The following is a 13140-nucleotide window of genomic DNA, read 5'->3' on the forward strand; positions in this document are numbered from 1 at the left end:
CACTCGATGAGTGCTAACGACGATCCATAGTGACGTATTCCGGGGGATCAGTCCACCGTGACCGGCTGGCGGTGACCGACGCCACGCGCCACCGTGCGCCCCGGGGCCTTCGGAACGAGGCGCGAGCGCAGCGTCACGAGGACCGCGAGAGCCAGTGCCGTACCGCCCAGGGGGACCAGGAATCCGGCGCCGTCCCAGAAGCGGTCCTCCAGCTGTCCGGCGACCGTGACGGCCGCGGCCTGCCCGAGCGCGACGGCGCCGGTCAGCCAGGTGAAGGCCTCGGTGCGGCCGGTCGGCGCGACCAGCTTGTCCACCAGCGTGTAGCCGGTGATCAGCGCCGGCGCGATGCAGACGCCGACCAGCAGACCGAGCCCGGCGAGCAGCGGCGCGGAGTGCGCGGCCCACAGCCCGGAGGCCATCAGGGTCAGCGCCGCGTACGCGACGATGAGGCGCCGCTGCGGGGAGACCTTCCAGGCGATGGCGCCGCACACGACGCCGGAGAGCATGTTGCCGGCGGCGAAGGTGCCGTACAGGACGCCGTTCAGGCCGGGCTCGCCGATCGACTCGGTGAAGGCGGCCAGCGAGACCTGCATGCCGCCGAAGACGGCGCCGATCCCGAGGAACGTCACGATCAATACGCGGATACCGGGGACCCGCAGCGCGGAGACGTGCTCCACGCGCGCGTGGCCCTCGACATGCGAGGACGGCTTCGGCTGGGTGCCCTTCTGCGCGGCGAACAGCAGACCGCCGATCAGCGTGAGCCCGGCCTCCGTGAGCAGCCCGGCGGAGGGGTCCACGCCGGTGCACAGAGCGGTCGCCACGAGCGGCCCGAGGACGAAGGTCAGCTCGTCGGTGACCGACTCGAAGGCGGCCGCGGTGGTGGCCAGCGGGGAGCCCTGGAGTTTGACGCCCCAGCGGGCCCGGACCATGGGGCCGATCTGCGGCGTCGAGGCACCCGCGGGCACGGCGGCCACGAACAGCGCCCACAAGGGGGCGTCGGAGAGCGCCAGCACCGTCAGGGTGATGACGGAGGCGGAGTGGACGAGCACGCCGGGCACCAGCACGGCACGCTGGCCGAACCGGTCGGCGAGCTTGCCGCTGAAGGGGGCGAACAGCGCCATGGAGACGCCGGTGACGGCCGAGACGGCGCCCGCGGCACCGTACGAGCCGGTGGTGTGCTGCACCAGCAGGACGATGGAGATGGTCAGCATCGCGAACGGCTGTCGCGCCGCGAAGCCGGGGAGCAGGAACGTCCAGGCGCGAGGGGTGCGCAGGAGCTGTCCGTAACCCGGGCGGGATTCGGTGACCGTGGATGCCACGGCCCGTGCCTTTCTGCCGCCTGGTAGCGCGGCGCCCTTTTTGGGGGCGACGATGCCGAGAGCTGTCCTCTTGCGCGGAACTGCGGTAGATGCCGGGGCCCGGTGCGGGGGCGTCACGGCCGCCATACGGTCGCGCCAGCTCTGCTTCAGGCAGAGTTGGTTCGATCAGTTGGTTCAGTGAGGTGCCTTTTCAGGCGCGCCTTTATCGTACAGGCAACAGGGTGATCCGCCCCTGTGATCGCAGCCGATGAGACCCCCGCCACCTACGATTGGTGTTTTTCTCCGTCGGTTCCCAGCCAACTGGCGAGCTTTCCGCCGTGGCCGACCGCGCGCAGCCGCTTCTCGGCGGCGTCCCGCACCGGGTCGGTCGCCACGACCAGCAGCTCGTCGCCGCGCCGCAGCACCGTCGTGGGCAGCGGGACAAACGATTCGCCCTCCCGCACGATCAGCGTGACCGCCGCGCCCTGCGGCAGCCGCAGCTCGGCCACCTCGACGCCGTGCATGCGCGAGCCCTCGGGGATGGCGACCGACAGGAGGTGCCCGCGCAGCCGCTCCAGGGGCGCCGACTCGATGCCGAGGTCGGCGGCCTCCGAGGAGCCGCCGATCCGCAGCAGCTTGGCCAGCCAGGGCAGCGTCGGGCCCTGGACGAGGGTGTAGACGACGACGAGCACGAAGACGATGTTGAAGATGCGCTGGCTGTCCTCGGCGCCGTTCACCATGGGGATCGTGGCCAGGATGATGGGCACGGCGCCGCGCAGGCCGGCCCACGACAGCAGCGCCTTCTCCTGCCACGGCATGCGGAACGGCACAAGGCTCAGCACGACCTCCAGGGGCCGCGCCACCATCGTCAGGACCAGCCCGATGACGATCGCGTGCCAGGTGTCGTCGAGCAGCTCGTGCGGGGTCACCAGGAGGCCGAGCAGGACGAACATGCCGATCTGGGCGAGCCAGCCGAGCCCCTCGGCGAAGCCGCGGGTGGCGGGCCAGTGCGGCAGCCTGGCGTTGCCGAGGACCATCGAGGCGAGGTAGACGGCGAGGAAGCCGCTGCCGTGGGCCATGGCGCCGGCCGCGTAGGCGGCGACCGCGATGGCCATGACGGCGATGGGGTAGAGGCCCGAGGCGGGCAGGGCCACGTGCCGCAGGCCGTAGGCGCCGAGCCAACCGACCGCGATGCCGATGGCGGCGCCGATCGCCAGCTCCAGAGCGATCGTGCCGAGCAGCACGTACCAGTCGTCCACCGGCCCCGCCGTGGAGAACGCCACGACGAGGATCACCACAGGGGCGTCGTTGAACCCCGACTCCGCTTCCAGGACACCCGTGATGCGTGAGGGGAGCGGCACCTTCCGCAGCACCGAGAAGACAGCCGCGGCGTCCGTCGAGGAGACGACCGCGCCGATGATCAGGGCCGCCCGCCAGTCCAGCCCCACCAGGTAGTGCGCGCCCGCCGCCGTGACGCCCACGCTCACCGCGACGCCGACGGTGGAGAGGACGGCGGCCGCCGGCAGGGCGGGCCGCACTTCCTTCCACTTCGTGCCGAGGCCGCCCTCGGCGAGGATCACGACCAGGGCGGCATAGCCGATGACCTGCGTCAGTTCGGCGTTGTCGAAGTGGACGTCGCCGATGCCGTCCTGACCCATGGCGACGCCGATGCCGAGGTACAGGAGCAGGCTGGGGAGCCCGCTGCGCGACGAGATGCGGACCGCCGCCACGGCGACGAGCAGAACCAGGGAGCAGACGAGCAGGAGCTGGTTGAGGTGGTGGACAGTCAGGGGCCGTTCCTTCCTCCGCGCGCGCACAAGCACTTCTTGCGAGCCAAGTACTTCGTTACCTTACCTAATCGTTAACGCCTTCTTGATGCCTTCGAACGCGTTTACGATCTTCTGGGGTCCGGTTCCTGACTCCGCGTCCGAGGCCGAGACGCCCTGCGCCTATGGTTGCTCCAGCGCTCCCAGAGCCGCCCAGTCGACAGCACAGCCCGCCCTGCCGCTCGCGTAAGGACAGCAAGGACAGCGATGCCCTCCAACACCACCGCCTCTTCCGGTCATAAGTCCGGCAAGAAGAAGGGGCGCCGAGCCCGACTCGTCGTGATCGTCCTGGTCCTGGCCATCGTCGGAGGCATCGGCTTCGGCGCGTACTGGAGCATCAGCACCGTGCGCGCCTCCTTCCCGCAGACCAAGGGGACCCTCAAGCTCGACGGCCTGTCGGGCAACGTCGAGGTGAAGCGGGACGGGAACGGAATCCCGCAGATCTACGCCGAGTCCGACGCCGACCTCTTCATGGCACAGGGCTTCGTCCAGGCGCAGGACCGCTTCTGGGAGATGGACGTACGCCGCCATATGACCTCCGGGCGGCTCTCCGAGATGTTCGGCAAGAGCCAGGTCGAGAGGGATGAGTTCCTGCGCACGCTCGGCTGGCACCGGGTGGCGAAGAAGGAGTACGACTCCAAGCTCTCCCCGGAGACGAAGAAGTACCTCCAGGCCTACGCCAAGGGAGTCAACGCCTACCTCGACGGCAAGGACGGCAAGGACATCTCCGTCGAGTACGCGGCGCTCGGCTTCACCAACGACTACAAGCCGCAGAAGTGGACCCCCGTCGACTCCGTGGCCTGGCTCAAGGCCATGGCCTGGGACCTGCGCGGCAACATGCAGGACGAGATCGACCGCTCCTTGATGACGAGCCGCCTCGGCCCCTCGCAGATCAAGGACCTGTACCCGGAGTACCCGTTCAAGCGGAACAAGCCGATCGTCCGTGAGGGCGCCTACGACGCCGTCACCGAGGAGTACGACGCCAAGGGCACCGGCACGCAGTCCGGAACCGGCGGCACGGGCACGGGCACAGGGACCGGCACCGGTGGCGCCACGGGCACAGGCGGCGGCACCGCGGGCTCCGGCCTCGCGGGTGGCGCCGAGGCGCCCGACGGGCTCCAGTCGCAGCTCTCGGGGGTCTCCGACGCCCTGGACGAGGTCCCCGCGATCCTCGGCCCGAACGGCAACGGCATCGGCTCGAACTCCTGGGTCGTCTCCGGCGAGCACACGATCACCGGGAAGCCGCTCCTCGCGAACGACCCGCACCTGGCCCCGCAGCTGCCGTCCGTCTGGTACCAGATGGGCCTGCACTGCCGGTCCGTCTCCGACAAGTGCCAGTACGACGTCTCCGGTTACACCTTCTCCGGCATGCCGGGCGTGGTCATCGGCCACAACCAGGAGATCGCCTGGGGCATGACGAACCTCGGCGCCGACGTCACGGACCTCTACCTGGAGAAGTTCACCGGGGACGGCTACCAGTACGGCAAGAAGGTGCTGCCCTTCCGGTCGCGCGAGGAGACCATCAAGGTCGCGGGCGGCAAGTCGAAGACGATCACGGTCCGGGAGACCAACAACGGCCCGCTCATCTCCGACCGCGACGACGAGCTGGTCAAGGTCGGCAAGAAGGCCCACGTCGACGCCGCGGCCCCCGACCGGGGCGACGGCTACGGAGTGGCGCTGCGCTGGACCGCACTGAGCCCCGGCAAGTCCATGGACGCGGTCTTCAAGCTCAACAAGGCGAAGAACTTCACGGAGTTCCGCAAGGCGGCCGCTCTGTTCGAGGTGCCGTCCCAGAACCTCGTCTACGCCGACCGCGAAGGACACATCGGCTACCAGGCGCCGGGCAGGATCCCGACCCGCGGCAAGGGCGACGGCTCGCTCCCGGCGCCCGGCTGGGACCCGGAGTACCGCTGGACCGGCTACATCCCGCAGGACGCCCTGCCGTACGAGTACGACCCCAAGCGCGGCTACATCGTCACCGCCAACCAGGCCGTGATCGACGAGGACAAGTACCCGTACAAGCTCACCGGTGACTGGGGCTACGGCGCGCGCAGCCAGCGCATCGACGACCTCATCCAGTCGAAGATCAAGAACGGCGGCAAGATCTCCACCGAGGACATGCGCCTCATGCAGATGGACAACAGCAGCGAGATCGCCAAGCTGCTGGTGCCCAAGCTGCTGAAGATCGACGTCAAGGACAAGTACGTCCGCGAGGCGCAGAAGCTCCTGGAGGGCTGGGACTACACCCAGGACGCCGATTCGGCCGCCGCCGCGTACTTCAACTCGGTCTGGCGCAACATCCTCAAGCTCGCCTTCGGCAACAAGCTCCCCAAGGAGCTGCGCGTCAAGGGCCAGTGCCTGAGCGTCGAGCCGGCCGGCAACACCGGTCCCGCCGACGAGGGCAAGAAGGTGCGCGAGTGCGGCCAGCGTGACGCGGACTCGGCCCAGCCGGACGGTGGCGACCGCTACTACGAAGTGGTCCGCAAGATCATCGATGACGAGACCAACGACTGGTGGAAGTCGCCCGCGACCCGCACCGAGAAGGAGACCAAGACCCGCGACCAGCTGTTCAAGCGGGCCATGGTGGACGCGCGCTGGGACCTGACGGCCAAGCTCGGCAAGGACATCGACACCTGGAGCTGGGGCCGCCTGCACCGCCTCACGCTGAAGAACCAGACGCTCGGCACCGAGGGCCCCGGCTGGCTCCAGTACGTGCTCAACCGCGGGCCCTGGAACCTCGGCGGCGGCGAGGCGGCGGTCAACGCCACCGGCTGGAACGCGGCGGGCGGTTACGGCGTGGTCTGGGTGCCGTCGATGCGCATGGTGGTGAACCTCAAGGACCTCGACAAGTCCAAGTGGATCAACCTCACGGGCGCCTCGGGGCACGCGTACAACGACCACTACACCGACCAGACCGAGAAGTGGGCCAAGGGCGAGCTCCTGCCGTGGGCCTACACCGACAAGGCGGTCGAGAAGAGCACGAGCGACAAGCTGGTCCTGCGCCCCTGACCACCGGGACCCTTAAATCCTGAAAGGGCCCTCCACGCGCGCGTGGAGGGCCCTTTCGGCGTTCCCGGACCCACGGGAGTCACCTGAAGCGGCGCACCCCCGACGGCGTCACCACGGCGTGCACCGGCAGGTCGTGGACTTCGGCGGGGACGCGCGCGACGACTTCGGAGTCGTACAGCAGCACCACGAGAGCGGGATCGGCGCCCGAGAGCGCCAGGCGGGCCAGGACGCGGTCGTACGAGCCGCCGCCCCGCCCGAGCCGCGTCCCGCGTTCGTCGACCGCGAGCCCCGGCAGCAGGACGGCGTCCGCCGCCAGGACGGCTTCTGGGCCGAGCCGGGGCCCGGAGGGCTCAAGGAGTTCGATCTTCCCCTGGTGCCGCACGCGGACCAGGGAGCTCTCCCCCTCGTACGCGGCCCAGTCCAGGTCGTTGTCCGGGAGCAGCACCGGCAGCAGGACCTGTGTCCCGCGCGCGTGGAGGGCGTCGAGCAGTACGCGCGTGCCGGGCTCGCTCCCCACGGAGACGTACGCCGCGACCGTCCGCGCCGCGGCCAGCTCCGTGAGCTCCAGCGCGTGTTCGGCGAGCAGCGCGGCCGCCTTCCGCGTGTCATCCCCCGTCAACCCGCTTCTCACCGCGAGGAGGCCTCGCCGCAACGTGCGCTTGTTTGGCTGTCCTTCGGCCTCGGCTCTTCCGCTCATGGGATGCTCTCAAATCCTTCCTGTTGGGCGCATATGCCATCCAATTATCTGGACCCACAGATTCCGCACATACGTACCGGATATGGTGGCCGCATGACTGAGTCTCACCCCCCGCGCCCCCGGATCACCAAGGCGGTCATCCCGGCGGCAGGCCTCGGCACACGCTTCCTGCCGGCCACGAAGGCGACCCCCAAGGAGATGCTGCCGGTCGTCGACAAGCCGGCGATCCAGTACGTGGTCGAGGAGGCCGTGTCGGCGGGTCTCGACGACGTCCTCATGATCACGGGGCGTAACAAGCGCCCGCTGGAGGACCACTTCGACCGCAACTACGAGCTGGAGTCGGCCCTTCTGAAGAAGGGCGACGAGGCGCGGCTCGCCAAGGTCCAGGAGTCCAGCGACCTCGCGACGATGCACTACGTCCGCCAGGGCGACCCCAGGGGGCTCGGTCACGCCGTCCTGTGCGCTGCTCCGCACGTCGGCAAGGAGCCGTTCGCCGTGCTCCTGGGTGACGACCTCATCGACCCCCGCGACCCGCTCCTCGCCCGGATGGTCGAGGTCCAGGAGCAGTGCGGCGGCAGCGTCATCGCCCTCATGGAGGTGGCCCCGGAACAGATCCACCTCTACGGCTGCGCCGCCGTCGAGGCGACCGAGGAAGGCGACGTCGTCAAGGTCACCGACCTGGTCGAGAAGCCCGACACCGCCGACGCGCCCAGCAACTACGCGATCATCGGCCGCTATGTCCTCGACCCCGCCGTCTTCGACGTCCTGCGCAAGACCGAGCCGGGTCGCGGCGGCGAGATCCAGCTCACCGACGCCCTCCAGCAGCTCGCCGCGACGTATCAATCAGCGGCTAGCGCCGCGGGGAAGGCCGGCGGTCCGGTGCACGGCGTCGTCTTCCAGGGCCGGCGCTACGACACCGGCGACCGGGGCGACTATCTGCGTGCCATTGTCAGACTGGCGTGCGAACGTCAGGATCTGGGCCCGGACTTCAAGGCCTGGCTTCGCAGTTACGTCACCGAGGAGATGTAGCACTTTGAGCAGCAGCACGACGACACCGACCACCGGCCAGACCCCCCTGTGGTCGGTGGAAGAGCATCTGGACGACATCCTCGCGACCGTCCGCCCGCTCGAACCCATCGAGCTCCAACTCCTCGACGCACAGGGCTGCGTCCTCGTCGAGGACGTCACGGTGCCCGTCTCGCTGCCGCCCTTCGACAACAGCTCCATGGACGGGTACGCGGTACGGATCGCCGACATCGAGGCCGCGAGCGAGGAGTTCCCCGCCGTCCTGCGCGTCATCGGCGACGTGGCGGCGGGCGCGGGCGAACAGCCCACCGTCGGCCCGGGCGAGGCGGCCCGCATCATGACCGGCGCCCCGCTGCCGCCCGGCGCCGAGGCCGTCGTCCCCGTGGAGTGGACCGACGGAGGCCTCGGCGAAGGCCCCGTCTCCGGTATGCGTGCCCACAGCGCCGCCCCCGAGGGTGCGACCGGAGAGGTCCGCGTGCACCGCCCGGCCGAGGCACGCGCGCACGTACGCGCGCTGGGCAGCGACGTCCGCGCCGGTGACCGAGCCCTGAGCGCGGGCACGGTCCTCGGCCCGCCGCAGATCGCCCTGCTCGCCGCCGTCGGCCGCGGCACGGTGAAGGTGCGCCCGCGCCCCCGCGTGGTCGTCATGTCCACCGGCAGCGAACTGATCCAGCCCGGCGAGTCCCTGGCGGACGGCCAGATCTACGACTCCAACAGCTTCGCCCTCACCGCGGCGGCCCGCGACGCCGGGGCCATCGCCTACCGCGTGGGCGCGGTCGCCGACGACGCGGAGACGCTGCGCTCCACCATCGAGGACCAGCTGATCCGCGCCGACCTCGTCGTCACCACGGGCGGTGTGAGCGTCGGCGCGTACGACGTCGTGAAGGAGGCCCTGACCTCCCTCGGCGACCCGGACGAGGAGACCGGCATCGGGGCGGGCGGCGGCGTGGAGTTCCGCAAGCTCGCCATGCAGCCGGGCAAGCCGCAGGGCTTCGGCACGATCGGCCCCGACCACACGCCGCTGCTCGCGCTGCCGGGCAACCCCGTGTCCTCGTACGTCTCCTTCGAGCTCTTCGTGCGCCCGGCGATCCGCACGCTGATGGGCCTCCCTGAAGTGCACCGGCCCCTCACGCGCGCGGGGCTGGCCACCGAGAAGGCGCTGGGCTCGCCCCGGGGACGCCGCCAGTTCCTGCGGGGGAAGTACGACGCCGAAGCCGGCACAGTGACACCCGTCGGGGGCGCCGGCTCGCATCTGGTCGCCGCGCTCGCCCACGCGGACGCGCTGATCGTCGTCCCCGAGGACGTCACCTCGGTGGAGCCGGGCACGGACGTCGACGTGGTCCTGCTCGGCTGAGAACGCCGCCCGCGCGGTACCGTGTCGCGCACAGCAGGCCCGCGCGCGCCGCACCGCGCGGGGCCCGGACCGGGAGCGCCACAGCACATGACCGCGATTTCCCGGGGGGACACCCCCGGATCCCCTGAGCAGCAGCGACTGACGCACATCGACGAGGCGGGCGCGGCCCGCATGGTCGACGTGTCCGCGAAGGACGTGACCGCCCGCACCGCCCGCGCCAGCGGCCGTGTCCTGGTCTCGCCGCGCGTGATCGAGCTCCTGCGGGGTGAGGGCGTCCCCAAGGGCGACGCCCTCGCCACCGCCCGGATCGCCGGGATCATGGGCGCCAAGCGCACCCCTGACCTGATCCCGCTCTGCCACCCGCTGGCCGTCTCCGGAGTGAAGCTCGACCTCTTTGTGGCGGACGACGCCGTGGAGATCCTCGCCACGGTGAAGACCACGGACCGTACGGGCGTGGAGATGGAGGCCCTCACCGCGGTGAGCGTCGCGGCCCTCACCGTGATCGACATGGTCAAGGCCGTCGACAAGGGCGCCGTCATCACGGACGTACGCGTCGAGGAGAAGACCGGCGGCAAGTCCGGGGACTGGAGCCGCGAAGGAGCGGGGGCATGAGCGGTTACCGCGCGCTCGTCGTCACCGCCTCGAACCGCGCCGCCGCCGGGGTCTACGCCGACCGTGGCGGCCCCCTCATCGCCGAGGCGCTGACCGCGCTCGGCTTCGCCGTCGACGGCCCCCAGGTCGTCCCGGACGGTGACCCCGTCGAGCAGGCCCTGCGCGCGGGAGCCGCGGCGGGTTACGACGTCGTCGTCACCACCGGCGGCACCGGCATCTCGCCCACCGACCGCACGCCCGAGGCCACCCGCCGCGTCATCGACCATGAGGTGCCGGGCATCGCGGAGGCGATCCGCGCGTACGGCAGGGACAAGGTCCCCACGGCCGTGCTCTCCCGGGGTCTCGCCGGGGTCGCGGGCCGGACGCTCATCGTGAACCTGCCGGGTTCGACGGGCGGCGTGCGCGACGGCCTCGCCGTCCTGGAGCCGCTGCTCACGCATGCCGTCGACCAGTTGCGCGGCGGCGACCATCCCGGGCCCTCGGGGGGTGCGAGCTGAACAGCCCTGCCTGGCCCGTCGAGCTGACGGACGGAGATGTCACCCTCCGCCCGATAAAGATGCGCGACCAGCGCGCCTGGCGCGAGGTCAACCGGCGCAACCGCGACTGGCTGCGCCCCTGGGAGGCGACGATCCCGCCGCCCACGGCCGGCGGCCCGATCGTGCACCGCCCCACCTACCGGCAGATGGTCCGCCATCTGCGCGCCGAGGCGGGCGCGGGCCGGATGCTGCCGTTCGTCATCGAGTTCCAGGGCCGCCTCGTCGGGCAGCTGACGGTCGCCGGGATCACCTGGGGATCGATGTGCTCGGGCCACGTCGGCTACTGGGTCGACGAGTCCGTCGCGGGCCGCGGCGTGATGCCGACCGCCGTCGCGCTCGCCGTCGACCACTGCTTCCGCTCGGTCGGACTGCACCGTATCGAGGTCTGTATTCGGCCCGAGAACACGCCGAGCCGCAGGGTCGTGGAGAAACTCGGATTCCGCGAGGAGGGGCTGCGTCCACGGTATCTTCACATCGACGGTGCCTGGCGCGATCATCTTGTCTTCGCGCTCACCGCCGAAGAGGTGCCGGAAGGGTTGTTGCGCCGCTGGCACCAGGCGCGACCTCGGAACACCGCCTAGCCGACCACTCGCCTGGGCAAATGAAATAAGTGTTCGAAATTGATCGCCGATCGTCCGTCTGAGACTCGTATGAGCCTTGTCCCGGGCATTAATTTCACGCTGACGGCCTCCTGTTGATCGCATCAGTCACAAAAAAAGTTCGAGATATCAGCCGGATCGTGCGACACACCGGCGCAATTGGCAGATGGCCTCAACCAAACCCCTCTACCGTGTGAGCGTGAGCAGCAGCGGCCTCATCTACGCAGTCATCGTCGGGGCCTGGGCCGCCTACTTGGTGCCGATGTGGCTCCGTAGGCAGGACGAGCTGAACGAAGCCCGTCCGACGGAACGCTTCAGCACCGCCATCCGGCTGCTGTCCGGACGGGCGGGCATGGAGCGCCGATACGCCAAGGACCTGCAAGCCCGCTCGCCCGAAGAAGGGGAGACGCGCGGTGAACCGGACGACGCCACCGGCTCGGTGGACGTCCGGGCCTTCGCCGTGCCTCCCACGGAACGGGTGGAGCCCCAGGCGGACCGGGCGGAGCCTGTCGCGGCGCGGAGTGAACCTCCGGCCCGTCAGCAGGCGCACCCCGACGCCGAACCGGAACGCGAACAGCCGCCGCGTGCCAAGGCCTCGCCCGCGCAGCGCGCCGCCTCGGCCGAGGCCGCCGCGCGTGCCAGGCGCTCGAAGGTCCTCGCCCGGCGCCGGCGCACGACGATGCTGCTCTTCCTCGCCTTCACGGCCGGAGCGGTCGTCGCCGGGGTGGGCGGCCTCGCCTTCCTGTGGGCGCCCGCCGCGCCCGCCGTGCTGCTGAGCGCCTACATCGTCTATCTGCGCGGCCAGGAGCGGCGCCGCTTCACGTACACGATGGACCGGCGCCGGGCCGAGGCCGCGGCGCAGCGGCTGCGGGAGAACCGGCCCCGGCGCAGGCCCGCGAGCGCGGAGCCCGCCGTCGACGAGGAGCGGGAGGCGCAGCAGCCGCCCGAGACGGAGACCGGCCTGTCGGCGCTCGCCGCCGACCGCCGCGCCCTCGTCGAGCAGACCGACCACGCGGAGTGGGTCGACCAGCAGCGCGAGCGCCAGCGCGGGCCCGGCCGTGGCGACAGCTGGGACCCGGTCCCGGTGCCCCTGCCGACGTACGTGACCGCGCCGGTCGCCCCGCGCGCCACCGGCAGCGTCGACCTGGGCGCCCCCGACACCTGGAGCTCGGCACGCTCCAGCACGGCGGAGCCCGCCGCCGACGAGGCGCGGCGCGGCGCCGGGACCACGGGTGCCGCCGCGGCCGCCGGAGACATCGACGCGGCCGAGGGCTCCGACGCGGCCGGGGGACGCAGCGACAAGCGCCGGGCCGCGTCCGCGCGACGGGCCCGCGAGCGCGGTCGTACGCCGCTCTTCGATCAGTACGAGGACGGGGACCGGCCCCGCGCCGCCAACGAGTGAGGCGCCGCGGGGTCCGCCCCGGCTGACCAGCCAGGAACGGATTTCCAAGCACCCCGATCGGGATGCTAGAGTTTCACTCGTTGCAAGGGCCTGTGGCGCAGTCTGGTAGCGCACCTCGTTCGCATCGAGGGGGTCTGGGGTTCAAATCCCCACAGGTCCACTGCACATGAGATCCCGTCCAGTTCATCGAACTGGGCGGGATCTTTGCGTCGTGCCCCGCGTCCTTCAGAGCGCCTTCGCGTAGCAGCGGCTCAGGTCGTCGAAGCGGTAGTGGCCGAACTTGGCCGGGGCGGGGGTGTAGCCGCTGGAGGCGTAGAGGGCTATCGCCTCGGGCTGCTTCGTGCCCGTCTCCAGGACCATCCGTACGCGGCCCGCCGCCTTGGCGTCCGCCTCCAGGGCCGCCAGGATGCGCCGGGCGAGGCCGAGGCCACGTGCCTCGGGTGTGACGTACATCCGCTTGAGCTCCGCGTCGCCGTTCTCGTACCCCTCCCCGTTCTCGTCCATCGCGCGCCAGCCGCCCGTGGCCAGCGGGGTGCCGTTCCCGTCGTACGCGATGAGGTACAGGCCCCGGGGCGGCGTGAACATCGACGGGTCGAGGAAGGTGACGTCGCCTTCGTCGCCGTAGCGCTCCGCGTATTCGAGCTGGACGCGGTCGTTGAGCGCGATGGCGTCGGGGTGGGCGAAGGTGACGGTGCGCAGGTGGACGCCGGTGGCGGCGGTGGTGGCCGTGTCGGTGGGCTGGATAGTCATGCGAGGCATCGTACTTCTATACGGAGGGAGC

11 protein-coding genes and 1 tRNA gene are annotated in these 13140 nt (G+C 70.8%); 8 read left to right on the top strand and 4 right to left on the bottom strand.

The window, feature by feature from the left end; translation table 11 throughout:
- Nucleotides 1–47: 47 nt before the first annotated feature.
- Both ACF062_RS34650 and ACF062_RS34655 read right to left on the bottom strand, forming a co-directional pair.
- The gene (locus ACF062_RS34650) at nt 48–1319 is read right to left on the bottom strand and encodes an MFS transporter (RefSeq protein WP_223775137.1); all 1272 of its coding nucleotides are present in this window, start codon (nt 1317–1319) and stop codon (nt 48–50) included.
- Between the two features lie 263 nt (nt 1320–1582).
- Nucleotides 1583–3115, bottom strand: a complete 1533-nt coding sequence (locus ACF062_RS34655) for a potassium/proton antiporter (RefSeq protein ID WP_392143558.1) — start codon at nt 3113–3115, stop codon at nt 1583–1585.
- 216 nt (nt 3116–3331) lie between these two features.
- On the opposite strand from ACF062_RS34655, the gene ACF062_RS34660 reads away from it, so the two are divergent.
- Entirely contained in the window at nt 3332–6133 is a 2802-nt protein-coding gene (locus ACF062_RS34660; protein WP_392143559.1) for a penicillin acylase family protein, read from the top strand.
- A gap of 79 nt (nt 6134–6212) precedes the next feature.
- Here ACF062_RS34660 and ACF062_RS34665 read toward each other — a convergent pair whose 3' ends face one another.
- On the bottom strand, nt 6213–6830 hold the full coding sequence (locus ACF062_RS34665) for a 5-formyltetrahydrofolate cyclo-ligase (RefSeq protein WP_392143560.1): 618 nt from the start codon (nt 6828–6830) through the stop codon (nt 6213–6215).
- A 93-nt stretch (nt 6831–6923) separates the two neighbouring features.
- Between ACF062_RS34665 and galU the strand changes: the two genes are divergently transcribed.
- The 7 genes from galU to ACF062_RS34700 all read left to right on the top strand — a co-directional run bounded on the left by galU (nt 6924) and on the right by ACF062_RS34700 (nt 12519).
- Nucleotides 6924–7859: a UTP--glucose-1-phosphate uridylyltransferase GalU gene (galU, locus tag ACF062_RS34670; protein ID WP_392143561.1), complete on the top strand. Its 936-nt coding sequence runs from the start codon at nt 6924–6926 to the stop codon at nt 7857–7859.
- Nucleotides 7860–7863: 4 nt separating this feature from the next.
- Nucleotides 7864–9210, top strand: a complete 1347-nt coding sequence (glp, locus tag ACF062_RS34675) for a gephyrin-like molybdotransferase Glp (protein WP_392143562.1) — start codon at nt 7864–7866, stop codon at nt 9208–9210.
- An 87-nt stretch (nt 9211–9297) separates the two neighbouring features.
- Nucleotides 9298–9822 carry a cyclic pyranopterin monophosphate synthase MoaC gene (gene moaC / locus ACF062_RS34680; RefSeq protein ID WP_392143563.1) on the top strand — a complete coding sequence of 175 codons (525 nt, stop codon included), beginning with the start codon at nt 9298–9300 and terminating at the stop codon, nt 9820–9822.
- The gene (locus tag ACF062_RS34685) at nt 9819–10319 is read left to right on the top strand and encodes a molybdenum cofactor biosynthesis protein B (RefSeq protein ID WP_392143564.1); all 501 of its coding nucleotides are present in this window, start codon (nt 9819–9821) and stop codon (nt 10317–10319) included. The genes moaC and ACF062_RS34685 overlap by 4 nt, the downstream gene beginning before the upstream one ends.
- A 59-nt stretch (nt 10320–10378) precedes the next feature.
- Nucleotides 10379–10939 carry a GNAT family N-acetyltransferase gene (locus ACF062_RS34690; RefSeq protein ID WP_392143565.1) on the top strand — a complete coding sequence of 187 codons (561 nt, stop codon included), beginning with the start codon at nt 10379–10381 and terminating at the stop codon, nt 10937–10939.
- A gap of 217 nt (nt 10940–11156) precedes the next feature.
- Nucleotides 11157–12359: a gephyrin-like molybdotransferase receptor GlpR gene (gene glpR, locus ACF062_RS34695; protein ID WP_392143566.1), complete on the top strand. Its 1203-nt coding sequence runs from the start codon at nt 11157–11159 to the stop codon at nt 12357–12359.
- An 86-nt stretch (nt 12360–12445) separates the two neighbouring features.
- Nucleotides 12446–12519, top strand: a tRNA-Ala gene (locus tag ACF062_RS34700).
- A gap of 65 nt (nt 12520–12584) precedes the next feature.
- On the opposite strand, the gene ACF062_RS34705 is transcribed toward ACF062_RS34700, so the two are convergent.
- Nucleotides 12585–13109 (bottom strand): GNAT family N-acetyltransferase, encoded by a 525-nt coding sequence (locus tag ACF062_RS34705; protein ID WP_392143567.1) that lies wholly within the window; start codon nt 13107–13109, stop codon nt 12585–12587.
- Nucleotides 13110–13140: the final 31 nt, after the last annotated feature.

The sequence above is a fragment of the Streptomyces sp. NPDC015345 genome (assembly GCF_043078805.1).
Taxonomy (GTDB): domain Bacteria; phylum Actinomycetota; class Actinomycetes; order Streptomycetales; family Streptomycetaceae; genus Streptomyces.

Bases quoted from the DNA above. Each gene is read 5' to 3' on its own strand.
- ACF062_RS34660 (WP_392143559.1), top strand. From the start codon at position 3,332: ATGCCCTCCAACACCACCGCCTCTTCCGGTCATAAGTCCGGCAAGAAG.
- ACF062_RS34665 (WP_392143560.1), bottom strand. From the start codon at position 6,830: ATGAGCGGAAGAGCCGAGGCCGAAGGACAGCCAAACAAGCGCACGTTG.
- galU (WP_392143561.1), top strand. From the start codon at position 6,924: ATGACTGAGTCTCACCCCCCGCGCCCCCGGATCACCAAGGCGGTCATC.
- moaC (WP_392143563.1), top strand. From the start codon at position 9,298: ATGACCGCGATTTCCCGGGGGGACACCCCCGGATCCCCTGAGCAGCAG.
- ACF062_RS34685 (WP_392143564.1), top strand. From the start codon at position 9,819: ATGAGCGGTTACCGCGCGCTCGTCGTCACCGCCTCGAACCGCGCCGCC.
- ACF062_RS34690 (WP_392143565.1), top strand. From the start codon at position 10,379: ATGCGCGACCAGCGCGCCTGGCGCGAGGTCAACCGGCGCAACCGCGAC.
- ACF062_RS34705 (WP_392143567.1), bottom strand. From the start codon at position 13,109: ATGACTATCCAGCCCACCGACACGGCCACCACCGCCGCCACCGGCGTC.